At 58.1% G+C, this 17,012-nt stretch carries 14 protein-coding genes and 1 tRNA gene; 6 read left to right on the plus strand and 9 right to left on the minus strand.

Features of this window, described 5'->3' with window-relative positions:
- Nucleotides 1-113: 113 nt before the first annotated feature.
- From gyrA to J4E00_RS26045, 3 genes are all read right to left on the minus strand, one after another.
- Complete coding sequence (gyrA, locus tag J4E00_RS26035) at nt 114-2,741, minus strand: DNA gyrase subunit A (RefSeq protein WP_208178277.1); 2,628 nt, start codon at nt 2,739-2,741, stop codon at nt 114-116.
- A 223-nt stretch (nt 2,742-2,964) separates the two neighbouring features.
- Complete coding sequence (locus tag J4E00_RS26040) at nt 2,965-3,198, minus strand: hypothetical protein (protein WP_208178278.1); 234 nt, start codon at nt 3,196-3,198, stop codon at nt 2,965-2,967.
- Between the two features lie 76 nt (nt 3,199-3,274).
- Nucleotides 3,275-3,928 carry an HD domain-containing protein gene (locus J4E00_RS26045; RefSeq protein ID WP_208178279.1) on the minus strand — a complete coding sequence of 218 codons (654 nt, stop codon included), beginning with the start codon at nt 3,926-3,928 and terminating at the stop codon, nt 3,275-3,277.
- 150 nt (nt 3,929-4,078) lie between these two features.
- Between J4E00_RS26045 and J4E00_RS26050 the strand changes: the two genes are divergently transcribed.
- A complete protein-coding gene (locus J4E00_RS26050; RefSeq protein ID WP_208178280.1) occupies nt 4,079-4,897 on the plus strand; it encodes a phosphatase PAP2 family protein in 819 nt (272 codons plus the stop codon).
- A gap of 271 nt (nt 4,898-5,168) precedes the next feature.
- Here the strand turns inward: J4E00_RS26050 and J4E00_RS26055 are convergent, their stop codons facing one another.
- The 4 genes from J4E00_RS26055 to J4E00_RS26070 form a co-directional block, all read right to left on the minus strand.
- On the minus strand, nt 5,169-5,522 hold the full coding sequence (locus J4E00_RS26055; protein ID WP_208178281.1) for a hypothetical protein: 354 nt from the start codon (nt 5,520-5,522) through the stop codon (nt 5,169-5,171).
- Nucleotides 5,523-6,215: 693 nt separating this feature from the next.
- Nucleotides 6,216-6,291: transfer RNA gene (locus J4E00_RS26060), tRNA-Thr, on the minus strand.
- A 126-nt stretch (nt 6,292-6,417) separates the two neighbouring features.
- Entirely contained in the window at nt 6,418-8,883 is a 2,466-nt protein-coding gene (locus tag J4E00_RS26065; protein WP_208178282.1) for a DUF349 domain-containing protein, read from the minus strand.
- An 89-nt stretch (nt 8,884-8,972) separates the two neighbouring features.
- On the minus strand, nt 8,973-9,527 hold the full coding sequence (locus tag J4E00_RS26070) for a YqgE/AlgH family protein (RefSeq protein ID WP_208178283.1): 555 nt from the start codon (nt 9,525-9,527) through the stop codon (nt 8,973-8,975).
- A gap of 240 nt (nt 9,528-9,767) precedes the next feature.
- Between J4E00_RS26070 and pdxH the strand changes: the two genes are divergently transcribed.
- The 5 genes from pdxH to J4E00_RS26095 all read left to right on the plus strand — a co-directional run bounded on the left by pdxH (nt 9,768) and on the right by J4E00_RS26095 (nt 16,093).
- Entirely contained in the window at nt 9,768-10,418 is a 651-nt protein-coding gene (pdxH, locus tag J4E00_RS26075; RefSeq protein ID WP_208178284.1) for a pyridoxamine 5'-phosphate oxidase, read from the plus strand.
- A gap of 119 nt (nt 10,419-10,537) precedes the next feature.
- Nucleotides 10,538-11,866, plus strand: coding sequence for a DUF1015 domain-containing protein (locus J4E00_RS26080; RefSeq protein ID WP_208178285.1), 1,329 nt, complete (start codon nt 10,538-10,540; stop codon nt 11,864-11,866).
- Nucleotides 11,863-12,450, plus strand: a complete 588-nt coding sequence (locus tag J4E00_RS26085) for a Maf family nucleotide pyrophosphatase (RefSeq protein ID WP_208178286.1) — start codon at nt 11,863-11,865, stop codon at nt 12,448-12,450. The genes J4E00_RS26080 and J4E00_RS26085 overlap by 4 nt, the downstream gene beginning before the upstream one ends.
- Nucleotides 12,450-14,255 carry a hypothetical protein gene (locus J4E00_RS26090; RefSeq protein WP_208178287.1) on the plus strand — a complete coding sequence of 602 codons (1,806 nt, stop codon included), beginning with the start codon at nt 12,450-12,452 and terminating at the stop codon, nt 14,253-14,255. The genes J4E00_RS26085 and J4E00_RS26090 overlap by 1 nt, the downstream gene beginning before the upstream one ends.
- Before the next feature lie 29 nt (nt 14,256-14,284).
- The gene (locus tag J4E00_RS26095) at nt 14,285-16,093 is read left to right on the plus strand and encodes a hypothetical protein (RefSeq protein ID WP_208178288.1); all 1,809 of its coding nucleotides are present in this window, start codon (nt 14,285-14,287) and stop codon (nt 16,091-16,093) included.
- A gap of 19 nt (nt 16,094-16,112) precedes the next feature.
- Here the strand turns inward: J4E00_RS26095 and J4E00_RS26100 are convergent, their stop codons facing one another.
- Together J4E00_RS26100 and J4E00_RS26105 are read right to left on the minus strand one after the other, a co-directional pair.
- Nucleotides 16,113-16,541, minus strand: coding sequence for an EamA family transporter (locus J4E00_RS26100; RefSeq protein ID WP_208178289.1), 429 nt, complete (start codon nt 16,539-16,541; stop codon nt 16,113-16,115).
- Between the two features lie 3 nt (nt 16,542-16,544).
- Complete coding sequence (locus J4E00_RS26105) at nt 16,545-17,012, minus strand: HAD domain-containing protein (RefSeq protein ID WP_208178290.1); 468 nt, start codon at nt 17,010-17,012, stop codon at nt 16,545-16,547.

The following is a 17,012-nucleotide window of genomic DNA, read 5'->3' on the forward strand; positions in this document are numbered from 1 at the left end:
AAGTGAGTTAAAGAGTGAAATCGCTGAATGCTCCAAACGGAGCCTCCAGACAATGAGTTCGCCAAAAATAAACGGGGCGGCCCAAATGGACCGCCCCGCTCCTACTTCATCTATTATGCCAAGTCCGCTTCCTCGGCTTCATCCTCCTCTTCGTCCGCCTCATCAGCATCGTCTGCAAGGTCGTCCTCGTCATCCAGAAGGTCATCTTCGTCAAGGGGTTGCGGTTCAACTACCGTACCATCTTCAGTCCCTGTTACAGCAGCAGCCACCAACCCATTTTCAATTTCCTCTTCTTTCTCTTCAGCTTCGACCTTCGCAACCGAAGAAATTTCATCGTTGCCGCCGATTTTAATCAGCCTCACCCCTTGCGTGGCACGACCAATCGTGCGCAAGTCACTCATTCGCAAACGGATGGTAATGCCCGATTTGTTGATAATCATCAGGTCATCGCCATCATTTACGTCTTTAATGGCCACCAGCTTGCCGGTTTTATCGGTTAGCTTCATAGCCCGGACGCCTTTGCCACCGCGCTTGGTTACCCGGTATTCTTCGAGTTGGCTGCGCTTACCAAAGCCATTCTCGCTCACTACCAGCAATTCCTGCGTCGGGTCGGATACGCACACCATGCCCACCACGCGGTTGCCGGGTACTTCTTCCAAACGAATACCACGCACACCCGCCGCCGCCCGGCCCATGGAACGCGCTTCGCTCTCGTTGAAGCGAACAGCCCGGCCGGTGCGCGACGCCAGAATAACCTCCGAATTCGGCGCGAGCAACTGCACGTCCAGAATCCGGTCGCCTTCGTTGATGGTGATGGCGTTGATGCCCGCCGTGCGGGGGCGCGAATAGGCTTCCAGCGGAGTTTTCTTCACCGTGCCCTGCTCGGTGCAGAACATCAGGTAAGTATTTTCGAGGTAGTCCGGGTCTTTCAGGCCGCGCACGTTGAGCACAGAGCGAACCTTGTCTTCGCGGGGTATCTCGATGAGGTTCTGGATGGGCAAGCCTTTGGTGGCCTTCCCTCCTTCCGGCACTTCATACACTTTCAGCCAGAATACCCGCCCTAGTTCAGTGAAGAACAGGAGGTACTCGTGGGTAGTAGCTACGAACAGGTGCTCGGTAAAATCGTCCTTCTTGGAAATAGCCCCCCGCGAACCAGCTCCTCCACGTCCTTGGGCACGGTATTCATCCAAATTGGTACGCTTAATGTAGCCTTCACGCGAAATGGTGATGACCATCGACTCGTCGGCAATCATGTCTTCCGTCGAGAAGTCCCCACCCTGGTAGTTGATTTCCGTGCGTCGGGCATCGCCGTAACGCTCCCGAATATCCTCCAACTCGGTTTTAATGATGCCACGCTGCAACACTTCCGAAGCCAGTACCGAATTCAGGTAGTCAATAAGCTTCATGAGCTCGTTGTACTCGGCCACAATTTTATCGCGCTCCAAGCCGGTAAGGCGCTGCAGACGCATGTCAAGGATAGCACGGGCCTGGACTTCGCTCAGCGCGAAACGCTCGATGAGCTGGCCACGAGCTACCTCAGGGTCGCGCGAGCCGCGGATAAGGGCAATTACCTCGTCCAGATGGTCGAGGGCAATAAGCAAGCCTTCCAGGATGTGGGCACGCTTCTGGGCTTCGGCCAGCTCGTACTTGGTGCGGCGCACGATGACCTCGCCGCGGTGCTCCACAAAGTAGTGAATGAGCTGCTGCAGGTTCAGCGTCATGGGGCGGCCTTTTACCAGGCACACGTTGTTGACGCCAAAAGAGCTTTGCAGTTGGGTATATTTGAACAGGTTATTGAGCACTACGCTACCCATCGCGTCACGCTTCAGGTCGTACACGATGCGCATACCGTCGCGGTCCGACTCATCGCGCATGTCCGAAATGCCCTCAATCTTCTTATCGTTGATGAGTGCAGCCGTTTTTTCAATCATCGACGCCTTGTTCACCATGTAGGGAATCTCGGTGACGACAATTTGCTCCTTTCCTGTCTTCGTCGTTTCGAAAGTGGCTTTAGCGCGCATCACTACACGGCCGCGGCCGGTATGAAAGGCCTGCTTCACCCCCTCGTACCCGTAGATAATACCGCCCGTCGGGAAGTCTGGAGCCGTAACGTACTGCATCAGCTCATCCACCGTGATGTCGGGGTTGTCGAGATAGGCAATGATACCATTGACAACCTCCGTCATATTATGAGGAGCCATGTTAGTGGCCATGCCCACGGCAATACCCGACGTGCCGTTTACCAGCAGGTTGGGAAACTTGGCAGGTAATACGCTGGGCTCTTCGAGCGAGTCGTCGAAGTTAGGCTGAAAGTCAACAGTGTCCTTGTCAAGGTCGTTGAGCATTTCATCAGCGATGCGCTTGAGACGGGCCTCGGTATAGCGCATTGCAGCCGGTGAGTCGCCGTCAACAGAGCCGAAGTTACCCTGCCCATCCACGAGGGGATAGCGCAGGCTCCACTCCTGGGCCATGCGCACCATAGTGTCGTACACGGAGCTATCGCCGTGCGGGTGGTACTTACCCAACACCTCGCCCACGATACGGGCCGATTTTTTGTAGGATTTGTTGTAGCCCACGCCCAGCTCGCTCATGCCGTAGAGCACGCGGCGGTGCACGGGCTTCAGGCCGTCGCGCACATCGGGCAGGGCCCGGGAGATGATAACCGACATCGAGTAATCGATGTAGGCGCCCCGCATCTCGTCTTCGATATTAATCGGAATGATTTTTTCGCCTTCCGCCATTGAGGGGGTTGATAGGCAGCTTTAAAAAACCAAAAAAAAGGTGGTTTTCAGCCGCAGGGTGAATGGTTCTTTATATGCGTGCGAAGATACAACAAAAAGGCCGCAACGGCAAGCGCTGCGGCCTTTTTTACCCATATCCAGGCACCCACTTTACGGCGAATAACAGAGCGCTTTTACTGCCCTAAATTCAACAAGTTTGAGGCCGTAGCTGGCGGCGCAAAAACTATTTCAACGGCTTGCTTTTGTCGTTACCGCGACGACCCTGCTTTTCGCTGGTCAGTTTGATTTTCTCTCCAATGGCGGGATTCTGCTTCTTCCAAAGCGGCTGCCCCCGATACTTCACGCCGCTGTGCAGGTGCACCTTGCGCACATGGCAGCTCTCAATGGGACAGGTGCGGCAACCAACCACCAGCAGCACCGGCAGCATCATTAAAACCAAACGGCGGAACAGCTTCATTGGGCAAAGGTAGCGGCAAGGTATCCGGCAACACCAACACTGGGACAGCAGAAATTGCGGATGACTTACCCGTTTATCAATCGGCGCCGTCCCACTCGGCTAGGAACCGGGCCACGTAAGCTTCCATAAACGCGTGCCGCTCCTTGGCCACAGCTCGTCCGGCATCGGTGTTGAGCCGGTCTTTCAGGTGCAGCAGCTTTTCGTAGAAATGATTAAGTGTAGGCGCAGAGTTCTTCTGGTAGCTGGCGAAGCTGTCGTGCACCACCGGCACAATGGCGGGGTCGTGCAAGGGCCGACCGGTATGGCCGCCGTAAGCAAATGCCCGCGCAATCCCAATGGCCCCAATGGCATCAAGCCGGTCGGCGTCCTGTACCACAGCAGCTTCAATGGATGAAACAGGAGTGGCAACACCCAGGCCCTTAAAAGACACTTCCCGAATAATGGTCTCGACGCGGGCTATCAGCGGCTCGGGAAGACCTTGGCTTTGCAGCCAGGCGCGGGCGGCGCGGGGCCCGGCTTCGTAGTCACCCCCGTGGAATTTCCAGTCGGCAATATCGTGCAACAGGGCGGCCAGCTCCGTCACGAGCGGGTCGGCCTCAGGGTAAGCTTTTGTCAGCCGACGGGCCATCAGCCAAACCCGTCGAATATGCGCCCAATCGTGACCACTGCCCTCACCGGCGAATTTTTGCTCAATAAACTGAGCGGTGGCATCGATTACGTTTTCGTACATGCAGCAGAGATTAGAAATGGGAATTGCCAAAGCGCAAAGCTACAGTGGCCCACTCCAAGCTTTACCACCCAAAACGTCACTGCAAACTCAAGAAACCCAAAACTTCGCGCTGGCCAGTGTTTCTTCGCAGCTATATTATTTGCCTTCCCCATGATGCGTTCCCGTTATTTATCGAACACCGTACTGCTTGCACTACTCGCCGGAGCCCCACAGCTAGTACGGGCACAAACGCCCTCCACTCCTGCCGATACGACGCATAAATATGAGAACCCGGGCGGACAGCCGGCATTGGTCAAAAAGCCTTTTTTCAAGAGCAAGGGCTTCCGGGCCAGCATTGTGCCCGCCATTCTTATCGGCTATGGCGTCAGCACCATCAATGGAAACGGATTTTACAGCTCATACGATGCCAAACGAGACATCCGCAAGGCTTTTGGAGACTACCGCAACCACATCGATGATTTTCTGCAGTGGTCCCCCTATCTGGAAATTCCAGTGGTGCTCCTAGCCGGCGTAGAATCGCACGATGACCGACTGAACCTCGGGCTGGTGATTGTGAAAAGCGAGTTGATAATGCTGTCCTCTGTGTATGTAGTGAAAACCCTGGCCGACGTGGAACGACCTGATGGGTCAAACAACCTGTCGTTTCCGTCTGGGCATACGGCTCAGGCATTTCTGGCGGCCAGCATCGTACACACCGAGTTTCGCGATAAGAGCCAGTGGTATGGCATTGGGGCATACACGCTGGCCACCAGCGTAGCTGCTTTCCGGATGATAAACAACAAGCACTGGGAGTCTGATGTGGTAGCCGGCGCGGGCTTCGGCATCATGTCGGCCCACTTGGCCTACCTCACGCACCGCAACCGCTGGGGACGCAAGGCCACTGGCCGGGGCGTAGGCGACACCAGCTTTCTACCAATGTGGAGCCCGGCGGGGGGCGCCGGCCTATGCTTCACCTGGCGGCCAAAGTAACGGCTTCATCATTTGGTAATACCCGCCGGGTAACACCTGATGCCCCGTGCGCGTTGGCATTTGCTAAACAGCACCTATATGAAGCAGAACGAGATTCAACCCCGCCAAAACCGCGTAGTGTACGTGCTGATGACACTGATTGGCGCGTTGGGCCTTATCTGGGGGTTGTGGCGGCACATGCATAGCTAGCGCTAGTACCAGAAAAGGGCTCCCGACCAGTGTCAGGAGCCCTTTTCTGGCTCAGGAGAAGCCTGAGAATTCTACTCATGCCTCAGGCAGCCATCAGCTCGTCCTCTCGGTAACAATCCCAGAAACCATCATTCAGCCGATATACATTAACGCGGTGAACCAAGCCGGTATCGGGACGCCGCTCCCGGAGCTGGCCACGCCAGATAATCTGACGAGCGGGAGCATCAGGGGCTGGTTGCACGCGGTGGCCCAAGTCGTAGACAAAGGTGCTGGCCGGACGGCTCACCATCAGCACGGGCAAGGCCGATTGCTCGTCCTGATTAAAGACTTCATCGTATTCGGGGTGCTGGTCTTCTGCCTCAGGCAGGTCGTCAATCAGCGGGTAGTCGGCAGTCGGTTCGTCGGTCTCGTAGTAGACCTTTTTCGTAGTTGCCATAGCAGCATGCTGTTAATTTATTTAACTCCAGAGAAAAACTTGTTTCCTCTAGACAAGAAGCCTGTGGGTTATTTTAGGCAAGTTACGAAGAGGCAATACGTCCCGATACTTTTCTCCGCAATGGCAGCAGGGCTTATCTCTGACTAAAATGGGTCCAAGGTTGTCAAAAGCTTCCCCGGATTATCAGCCAACGCATTTCTTGGCCTAGTGGCTTGGTATCTTTGTGCCACTCACGTTTGGAATGTCCCCGGCCAACCGGCTCACTCTGTAAAAAGAGAAGCCCGACTGGTTGAGACAGACGGGCTTCGAGAAGTATAGGGGTTGGTATCACCCTTTTTACTTCTGGCAAGATGAAAAAGGACAGCGTGAAGAAACTACTGCAAACGGTCGGTAAGGCTGTGTTGCTGGGAGTTGCGAGCGGTGTAGGGAAGGGCATTGGCCTTTTCTTACTAACGCAACTACTGAGGTAGTTGGTAAGGCAGTTTGGCCGTGTGCCGGGCTGCCTTATTTTGCTTTAAATACCTTCTGAATACGATACAAAGATAAAGCTCGTTCAAATTTATTTCCTAGCAATATGTTTCGCCTGGAAATTCAACCTCATCATCAGACAATTTAGCCTTCTAGGCACACTGACCGGCACACCACAAAAAAAGCCCCACACAAAAGCAAGTTTTGCATGGGGCTTAAATGACCTGGAGCCGCCTGTCGGACTCGAACCAACGACCCTCTGATTACAAGTCAGAAGCTCTACCAACTGAGCTAAGGCGGCGGGTTGGTGATGCAAAAGTACGCAGGCAAGCCATAATTGCCAGCTTTTCGCTGTTTTTTTTATCAACAAAAAGGCCCGTCATCTATGATAACGGGCCTTTTCTGCGGATTATCAGCACTATGCGAGCTAGCTGCGGATGGTCTTGAGCTGTTTTTTCAACGCATCAATTCGCTTCTGCCCTTCGGCAATGCGGCCCTGGTACTCCTCACGTAGTTGCGAAGCATTCTTGGAACGGGCAAAGAAGTCGAGGTTGGTTTGCAACGTGGCAGCGTCGTTTTCCAGCTCATTGATTTCCTTGCGCAACGCCATTTCCTTGCGCGCTAGCTGCTGCTGAGCGTGCGGACGGGCCTTGAGGCGGACCACTTCGGTCTGGAACAGCAGCTCGGCACGGTCGGCGTAATGGAGGCCGGGGACGTGGTCGAGGTACTTGCCCAACAGCGCGAGCAATTGCTCTTCGCTACGGTCGGAAGTGCCACGGCTGGACTGGTCGTCGGTGGCGTCGAATTCGGTGGACCAATTGGCCAGGATTTCGCGGAAGCCTTCCAGCGAGCCGGGGGCATCAGCAGTCAGGGCGTTTACCTGCTCGGCAATTTTGTCTAGGTGAGCAGTTTGCTCTACCGATGCCTGCTGCACCTTTTCTTCCCGCTGACGGAATTCCTGCTTCGGACGCTCAAACACAGCATCGCAGGCGGCGCGAAAGCGGTGCCAAAGCTTATCGGCCAGCTTATCGGGCACACGGCCCACATCCTTCCACTCCTTCTGCACCCGAATGATGACCTGACGGGCCGCGTCGTGGTCGGGATTGTTCTGGGCTTCTTCGGCCTGGTCGATGAGGGCCTGCTTGGCTTTTACGTTAGCCGACTTCTCGTTGTCGAGTGACTTGAAGAAATCATTCTTACGGTTGAAGAAAGCTTTGTAAGCTGCCCAGTATTGCTTGTTCAGCGCATCGGCCTGGGCACGAGGCACAAGGCCGGCAGCTTCCCACTCGGCTTTGATTTCCTGGAGCTCGTCAGTTTTCGAGCGCCACAGATTCACGCGGTCCGTGTCGAAGGTGGCGAAGGGCAACACACGCTCCAAAAGCGCCTGCTTTACCACGAGGTTGCTTTTCTCCACCGTCGAGCGCTGGTCCACGAACTCCTTGCGGCGCTGGTGCAGCACATCGGAAGCCGCAATGAAACGCTGCCATAGCGGCTCGCGCTGGTCGTTGGGTACGGGGCCGATGTTTTTCCAGTCTTCGTGTAGCTTGGTCAGCTCGTCGAGGGCTTTGTTGATGCCGGGGGCATCGGCCAGCGCTTCGGCGCGCTTGATGAGGGCTTCTTTGGCCTCCAGGTTGCGGCGACGGTCGAGGTCCTTCATCTGCAGGAACTGGCCCTGCTTGCTGTAGTAGATATCGAGCAGGCCGTGATAGGTATCCCAAATGCTTTGGCTGTCGGTTTGCGGCACAGCACCAGTAGCTTTCCACTCGGCTTGCAGCGCCTTGAGCTTAGCCGAGCTGTCTTTCGTTTCGGCACCTTCTACCAAGCTGCGGAGCTGGTCGAGCAGGGCTTTTTTCTTCGTCAGGTTGTCGGCCCGGCTGGCGTCTTCGGCCTTGGCATCCTTCACGCGGTTTTCGCGGAACTCCTGCAAAGCCTTATTCAGCTCCTGCTGGCCCTCCGGCTGCTGGAACGCAAAAGCCTCCACCCCTTCGCCCCCAGCGGCGAATTTCTCGCGGGCCGCAGTGCGGGCCAGGCCCACGTTGGCTTCGTACTGGCGCGTAAGGTCCTGAATCTGCTTGCGGTTCTGACGAGCGTTGGGGCTGCGAAGCAGGCTCACCAGATAAGTAGCCTGGGCCGGTAGGTCGAGCCCGGTAAAATCGGGAGCTGGCGCTTCCGAAATATGTGCTACCCCCGTTTCCTCAATACCCGTAGGCTCCTGACCGGCCGCAATTGCGGCAACATCGGCGGGCGGTGCATTCAGAGGCGTGTCGGAAGAGGTAGGCAGCGAGGCAACGGGCTCCGTCGCAGTTTCCAGCTCGCTGGAGCTGTGCAGGGCTACTTCCGGCAACGCAACTTGGTCTTCTACCGTGGCCGCGCTATTGGCGTTGCTCAGGGTTTCGGGGTCCGCAAGCGGTGCAGGAATAGCGCTGTCGATGTGCTCAGCAGCGGGCAAGGCCTCGGGATTGGGCGACGAAACCGCATCGGAGCCATAATGGGCAATAGCGCGAGCGGCCGGGGCCGAGACGTCGCTACCGTCTACAGTTACGGCATCGGAAACGTGTTGAGCCGTTTCGGCAGCGGCCGTTGCTTCCGGCGTGCCCGCGTCGGGCGCGGTGCTGCCCAGGTCGGTGGCCACCACGGAATCGGCAGGTGCTTCGGCGGTGCCGGCACCTTCGGGCTGCGTGGCAGGCAGCGCAGGCGTGCCCTGTGCAGGCAGTTCTACCTGGCTTTCGCCGGCCGCATTAGGCTCGGGCGTGGTGGAGGGAGCCACCGGCGCGGATTGCCCCGACCGATTTTGAATCTCGGCGAGACGGCGTTGCAAAATGGTCATCCGGTCTTCAGCGGACGGGTCGGTGCCGCCGGCTAGCGGGGCAGTGGGGTTTTCTTCAGCAGCCATAAATCTTCGTAAAAGCCGGCCTATACCAGAGGCCAGAGGAGCGCGCAAAAAAGTTTGTAAAGGAACAAAATCCCAGCCCGAAGGCTGCATTAATTCAAACGAGGGTCTACCGGATAATTAGCCAGCACCTTGAAACGGCCGCCTTTTTCCCGGAGGATGTCCCGCCAGAAAGCATCAGATGCCAAAGTAAACACTTTCCCGGCGCTTGCAGGGTGTCGTATCCAACTCTCGCCCTGCATTTCGCCCGCCAGCTGGCCCTTCGACCAACCCGAATAGCCGGCAAACAGGCGTACTTCGTCGGGCTGCACGGCCCCGCTGCCAATAAGACCCAGCAGCAGCTCAAAGTCGCCGCCCCAGTATACATCCTGCCCCAAATCGTTGGCACCGGGCAGGTCAGGTCGGCGGTGCAGATAATGCAGGGTATTGGGCTCAACGGGCCCACCCACATAAATGGGCAGGCTGCCAGCCGAGCCAGCCTGCGGGGGCAGGTCAAGCACGTCGTCGAGCACAAGGTTAGTTAGGCGATTGAGCACGAGGCCGAAAGAGCCGTCTTCGGGCTCGTCGCGGCAAAGCAAGATGACACTACGCTCGAAATTGGGGTCGCCGAGGAAGGGCTTGGAAATAAGCAGGGTACCGGGCCGCATGGGATGGTCGAATGTTAAAGGTTGGGGGGCTGAATGAGGACTTTCGCAATGAACAGCCCGTGTGGGAGCTTAGCCGCCGTTTCAAGCTGTATTACCTTGCGGCGCGAATGAGGTCCTGACTTCAAAACAGAATAATAAAGACTCCTGTCTTTGCAAAAATGTTCCGGGTTCACCCCGGCAATAGCGTCCTCCCCTATTTGAACCCCCTCATTACGCAACTGCCAACCTATATTCCTGCCCATGACCGACCCGCACCTTGCCGACCTGCGTCAAACCTATGCCCAGCGCACACTATCCGAAACCGATGTGCTTCCGGAGGCGGTCGCGCAGTTTCGGGTGTGGCTGGATGAAGCCTTGGCCACCAAAGTAGACGAGCCCACGGCGCTCACGCTGAGCACAGTGGCCGCCAGTGGCCAGCCATCGTCACGCGTGGTGCTGCTGAAGGGGCTACCCGATGATGCGGGCTTCCTGTTCTACACCAACTACGACTCGCAGAAAGGCCAGGAGTTGGCCGGACAGCCATTGGCCGCCATGAACTTTTTCTGGCCCGCGCTGGAGCGTCAGGTACGCGTGGAAGGTCGGGTAGAAAAAGCCCCGTCGGCCCTATCGACCGAATATTTCCAGAGCCGGCCACGCGGCAGCCAGCTGGGTGCCTGGGCTTCGCCTCAGAGCCAGATTATTGAGAGTCGGGAAGAGTTGGAAACCCGCGAAAAGGAGCTGGAAGCGCACTTTGAAGGCCAAAATCCATTACCGCGCCCGGAGCATTGGGGCGGCTACATTCTGCGGCCCACGCGAGTAGAATTCTGGCAGGGCCGCCCCAGCCGCTTACACGACCGCATCGTTTACGAACTGGAAGGCAGCACTTGGAGGCGCAGCCGCCTGGCCCCATAATAAGGGCTGACTATTTTAGAAGGGTTGAATGTTAAGAGCTAAATTCTCAGAGCTTGGTCATTGGAGTCAAATAACACCCGCATTCAGCCCTCAACCCTCAACATTCAACCCTTCTCCTTTTGGCTGAAATTCAACCCGTGCGCGGCTGGCGCTATAACCCGGTCCTGAGTGCTGATATTGATGCGTATGTGTCCCCGCTGTTCGATGTAGTATCGGTTAAACAGCGGGAGGCACTCTACCGCAATCCACTTAATTCCATTCATCTGTCGGTACCTCGGGGCGACGACCCGGCGGCGGCGGCGCTGGAGCGCCTGCGGCAGTGGGAAGCCGATGGCGTGCTGCGCCAGGATGAGCTGCCAGGGATTTACGCGTATTATCAGTATTTCCGGCTACCGGGCAGCGCCCGCGAGTATTGCCGCAAGGGTTTCATGTGTCACATTCGGGCGTATGACTGGGACGAGGACGTGGTGCTGCGCCACGAAAACACGCTGCCCGCCTCGGTGAATGACCGGGCGGAGCTGCTCGCGCGCACCCAGTTCCAGACCAGCGCCACCCACGGCCTGTACCGCGACGAAGATTTCGAGCTGGAAACCTACCTGGACGAGGCTATACGCTCGCCGCTGGTGGAAACGGAAGAGGACTACCAGGGCGCGCGCGACGTGCTGGCCGTGATTCAGGATGCTGCCATCATCCGGCGGTTTCAGCAGGTGCTGGCGCGCCGGCAGGTGATTCTGGCCGATGGGCACCACCGCTACGAGGGCTCGCTGGCTTATCGGCAGGCCCGGGAAGTGGCTGCCGAAGGCCACGCCACCGGTCAGGAGCCCTGGAACTACCACCTCATGTACCTCACCAACTCGGCGGCCGACGACCTGCGCATTCTGCCCACCCACCGCCTGTTGCTGGAACTGCCTGCGCACCTCACTGAAACCGAGCTACTAGCCCGGCTCGCGCCCTACTTCACGGTATTGCCCGCCGATGATGCCAACGACTTGCCGGAAATCATTGCGGGCAAACGCTGGGCCTTTGGGCTGTATCTGGGCGGGCAGGCTTACAAAATCCGGCTGCGGCCCGAAGTGCATACACAGATGGACTGGACAACAACAGACGAGGTAAAGGCCTTGGATTTAACGGTGCTGCATTTTTTTGTTTTTGAAAAGGTGCTGGGTATTGTGGGGCCGGATGCGCAACGGACCTGGCCGGGCGTGGCCTACGTGCGCAACTTTACCGAGTGCCTGCAGCGCGTGGACCGCGGCGAGGCCCGGGCCGCCTTCATCGTAAATGAGGTAAGCATGGCCGAGGTGGAGGCCGTGTGCCATTCCGGGTCCGTGATGCCGCCCAAATCCACGTTCTTTTATCCCAAAACCATTGGCGGCTTTCTTTTCAGCAGCATTGCAGATGAGGAAGCCGGCAACACGTTTGCCGACTTTTTCCTGAATTCTCCCGCGTGAAACTGATTTTAGCTTCTAACTCGCCCCGTCGCCGCCAGCTGCTCACCGAGCTTGGCTTGCCTTATGAAATCCAGCTTTTGGAGGTCGAGGAGGACTTTCCGGCCCACCTGCGCCGCGCCGAAGTAGCCGAGTTTCTGGCCGCTCACAAAGCAGCGGCTTACGCCCCCGGTCTTGCAGCGGACGAGCTGGTAATAACGGCTGACACTATTGTGTGCCTTGACGATGACGTGCTGAATAAGCCCGCCGACGTAGCCGAAGCTACTGCCATGCTCACCCGCCTGCAGGGCCGAGCCCACGACGTATTCACGGCCGTGTGCCTGCGCTGTGGCGACGGCCGCGAAGTCGTGTTTTCGGACCAGACCACTGTGTATTTCCGCGCCCTCAGCCCGACTGAAATCAGTCATTACATCGCCACTGCCAAGCCCTTCGACAAAGCCGGCGCCTACGGGGCGCAGGACTGGCTGGGCATGGTCGGCATCGAGCGGCTTGAAGGCTCCTACTTCACGGTGATGGGGCTGCCCACGCACCGCGTGTGGGCGGAGCTGGAAAAGCTGGGGGCCCTCCCCGAACCCACCACCCGCTAATGCCCGCCGCGCCCCAGCCGGCCCGCATCATGCCCTGGCTGCTCTGGACCGGCGCCCTAGGCCTGCTCACGGCAGCCATTGCGCTGGGCCTGGTGGTGGGCACCGCCAGCTACGCCCAGCTCCAAGTCCTGGGGCAACTGCCTTACCACGAGTTCCAGTATAAAATTCTGAAACTGGCCCTTACCCCGGACCGGCTTGCTCTACTTAGGGCTTTGCTGGTCGGGGCAGGCGTGGCCGGGCTATTGGGCACGGTGGTGCTCCATCAGCAGTTTCAGCCGGCGCATGGGCTTTTCCAGGAAGCACGGCTGGCCCGCAGGCGCTTTGCCAGCTGGTTTCGGCGGCAGCCCAAGCCTGAAAAACATTGGGCCGCCGTCTTGCTTGGCCTTGTTCTGGCGGCCCGCCTGTGGTATTTGGTTAGCTACCCGCTCAGCACCGACGAAATGGCGTCACATGACTTTTTCGCCCAGCGCGGACCGCTCACCGTCACCACCTACTACCCCATTCCCAACAACCATATTTTTTACAACCTGCTAGCCTGGCCCCTGGCGGCTGCGGGCCTACCCGCGCTGCTGGCCATGCGGCTGCCGAGTCTGCTGCTCGGCTTTGTTGGGACGGCGCTGGGCTATGTGCTATTGGCCCGGATAGCAGGTGCCCGACTGGCGCTGGCCGTAACCGGACTGGTGAACCTGGCTTCGCTCTGGGTGTACTACGCCATGGCGGGACGCGGATACTTTCTGCAAATCGGACTGCTACAAGCCGGCTTTTTTGCAACGGTAGAGCTGTTGCAAACACCCGCCCGGTATACCCGGCTAGCCTGGCTGGCTTTTGGCATAAGCAGCGTGCTGGGGCTGTATTTGATACCAAGTTACGCCTATCCGCTGGTGTCGCTGGGTGCGGGACTTGGGCTGGGATTTGTCTGGCAGCGTCGATGGCAGGCGCTGGGGCAGCTGGTGGTGGTGGCTGTTTTTGTTGGACTAATAACCGTTCTGTTGTATGCACCAGTAGGCGCCGTTTCCGGCTGGGAACGGCTGCTCCACAACCCTTACGTAGCGGCCAAAACTCCGGCGCAATTCTGGCCTACCTACCGGGCCTTTCTCTACGAAACGGCCGCCACACTATTTGGGCCCAGCCTCCGCGTGAGTGGCCCGGTCTGGCTGGCGCTGGCGCTGGGGGGTGGAATGGTGAGTGCGTATTGGCTAAAAAAAGGCCACGCCTCACTGCGCATCGCTGCGCAACTGGCCTCACTCCTACTGCTCATGCCGCTGCTCCTGATGGTGCTGCAACGGGTGTATGCTCCCACCCGCGTGCTGCTGTATCTCACGTTTTTTGGCTACCTGCTGGGGATGCTGTGGCTGCAACGGCTACCTTGGGAGCGCTACATCCAGGCACGTTGGCAAAGCCCACTGCTCCTGCTCCTCGTTGTCAGCATTGGCAGCTACCGGCTGTACGAGAACCGCAGCCAAGTGCAGGCATTGCGCCACGAAACCCAGCAGGTTGAAGCCGCCTACCGCTGGTTACGGTCCCAACCGCAACCCGTCGGCCAGCCCGCCCGCATCTGGCTGCATGCCATTATTCACGAACTATTTTTTCTGCATTACGAGCAGCAGGAACCCGCCGGTCGCCGTGACCGGCTGGCGTCGCAACCGGCCACGATGGCAACGGGCGGCTACGACTACCTGGTGATTGGCCGGCGGCCCGAAGACCGGAAGCTACCGCCCCCACCTCCCCAATACCAAGCCCGCTACCACGACGATTTGGTGACGATTTATCAACTCACCGTGCAGCCCAACCAGCACGACAGATAGCTCATTTTGGGCAAGCCATGCCACTAACCATGACTTCTTCCGTTCCCAGACTGTCCTTCTTCGCCATGCTGGGCTGCGCGGTACTGGCCGTCAGTGCTGGTTATGCGGCAATAGTACTGCACAGCGCAACCTGGGCCGACACGCAGCAACTGAACAACGTTTTCCCTTTCTACCACTGGAAAATCCGGACTTTCACCCCAGTTGAATTACGGCAGGCTACCCAGTGGCTTGCCATCGCTGCCGGGGCTTTAGGAACCAGCTGGGCCGTGCTATTCAGGAGTCGGGCCAAGCGTACCGAACAGCCCAGTCAGCAAGACAAAATTGGTTTTTCAGGGACAATAACAATCTTGCTGAATGACCTAACGCAGGCGCAGCGGCGCGGCGCAACAGCAGCTTTTGCCGCCCTCACTGGCTTGCGCCTGGTGCTGAGTCTGCCAATGATTATTCCGGCTTACGATGATGCCGCTTCGTACACGCTATTTGTGAGCAAGGGGCTTCTGGCAGTCAGTTCCTACTATCCATTGCCCAACAACCATGTGCTGAGCAACACGCTCAGTTGGCTGTTTTTTCAGGTAAATCCCAGCTTTTGGTGGACCATGCGCCTGCCAGTAGTTCTCACGGCTACGGCGGCTACCGGGCTGCTGTTTGTGGGGCTGCTGCGCGAGAAAGTAGCATTTCGGCCGGCACTGCTGGCTACCGTGCTGTTTAGTCTGAGCCAGCTCAGCCTCTACCACGCCGTGGTAGGCCGGGGCTACTGGCTGCTGACCGGGCTCGCGGGCCTGGTCTTCTTCAGCACGATGGCGCTGAGCCGGCCGACAGCCCGAACACGGCGGGCCTGGTGGGGGCTGGTGGTGGGTGGCATGCTGGGCACTTACGCTGTGCCCACGTTTGCGCTGGTGCTGGGGTCGGCGTTTTCGTGGTTGGGATTGGAATGCCTGCGCCGCCGCGATGCCGCGGGCCTGCTTCGATTGGGGCTGGCAGGAGGCATTACGGCCGTGGGCTCACTGCTGCTGTATGCGCCGCTGCTTTTCATTTCGGGACCGGCCAAGCTGTTCAATAATGGTTTTGTGGCGTCCCTGCCGTTGCACGATTTCCTCGCGGGCCTTCCCCGCTTCGTGTGGCAAACGGAAGGTGCTATGGCCGGGCAAGTCGCGTATGGCGGGCTGCTGGTGTTCGCCGGATTTATTGCCGCTGCCGGACTGCTTTGGCGGGCCCGGCAGCAAGCGCTGCCCGCGCAGCTGGCAGTGCCCATCCGCCGGCTGGGGCTGCCCGCGCTGTGGTTCATAGCCCTGCCCTACGCGGTGCTGGCGGCCCAGCGCGTATTGCCCCCCGGTCGCACCATGTTCTACAAGGCGTTTTTCTTTTTCACCCTCCTGGCGCTGGTCCTCGAATGGCTGCTACAAACGCAACTGGCCAGCCGTCTCCGGCTGCTCCGGCCGTTGCTGGGGCTGCTGGCCCTGGGCTGGGCAGGCTACCAAGTGGTGAGCCTGCGGCGCGATGCCCGCATCCCACTCCAGCACAACGCAGCATACCACGAAGCCTTTGCCTGGCTGGCCCGCCAAACACCCGGTCCCGTGCTGGCTCCGGAGCCCACCCACGCTATTTTCCTGGGCCTGTATTTCCGCGCCGAGCAGCCCGCCTGGCCCTGGCACGCCGATGCTGCGCCACAGCCGGGCATTCCCTACGCCTACGCCGTAGCCTTCCCTAATCGACGCGGCTACTTCCAGCCGCGCTTTGCCTATCCACCCGCCTTCCACAACCAGGAAGTTGATATTTACCGCATCAGCACGCCAACCGACTCTACTGCTAGCCCCGCCTATTGGCACTTAGTAGAGTAGAATTTCATAAAAGGGTTACTCAGTGCCCCCGCGCCAGCAACGCAATTCCGGCCACAATCAGCACCAGCCCACCCACCTGCGGCAGGCTCAACGCCTCGCGCAGCACCACCAGCCCCAGCAGCGCGGTGAGCAGCACGGAGCCGCCCACAATCAAGGGCGTACCCACCGAGGAATTCACCCCGCGCTGGAACACCACAAATGTTAGGATTTCGGCCAGTCCCACGCCCAATCCGGCCAGTACCGCCAGCCCCACGCCTTTGCCCGATACGGCCAGGTGCTGCCCTTGCAGCTTCAGTTTCACGAGCCACGCGGCGCCCAGTGCGGCAGCTACCAGCTGCAGAATCACCGCGCCCACGGCGGGCGGCAGGTGGTTGGCGGCCAGCTTAATGAAGAAATTGTAGAGCGCGAGGCACAGGGCGGTGAGCAGGGCAAGCGGAAGCCAGTTCATATATCATTCAATATCATACAGAATTGCTAACGCTTTTACGGTCGCGTCTTCATCCAAACCAATCATAGGCATTGTCTGAACAAACCTGCTCTTTATCTCAGCAGGCAATTCATTAATGGATAGGTCATCGTCAATAATGACATAGTTTTTTTCATATCCACCTCGTGAAACCCAGTCCTCAATTTCGCGACCCCGGTCCTGATTATGATTCAAAACTGAGCTGTCGTTAACCTTCTCGATTGAAGATGGGATTATGCCCCTGGTGTTCAACAGCACTTTCCACTCTTCCAGCGAATAGTTGATTCGGTGGGATGTAGTCAGGACAATTGATGCATCTGTTTCGTCAATGATACGAGCCAGATTTTTCGCGGCTTTCTCATTGAACTTCATAAAGCCATCAGGCTCAAGTTCTACAACCCGCCAAACCGGAGTCGTAACCAAAACGCCATCGATGTCCAGAAGAATTACCAC

Source organism: Hymenobacter negativus (assembly GCF_017571495.1).
Lineage (GTDB): Bacteria > Bacteroidota > Bacteroidia > Cytophagales > Hymenobacteraceae > Hymenobacter > Hymenobacter negativus.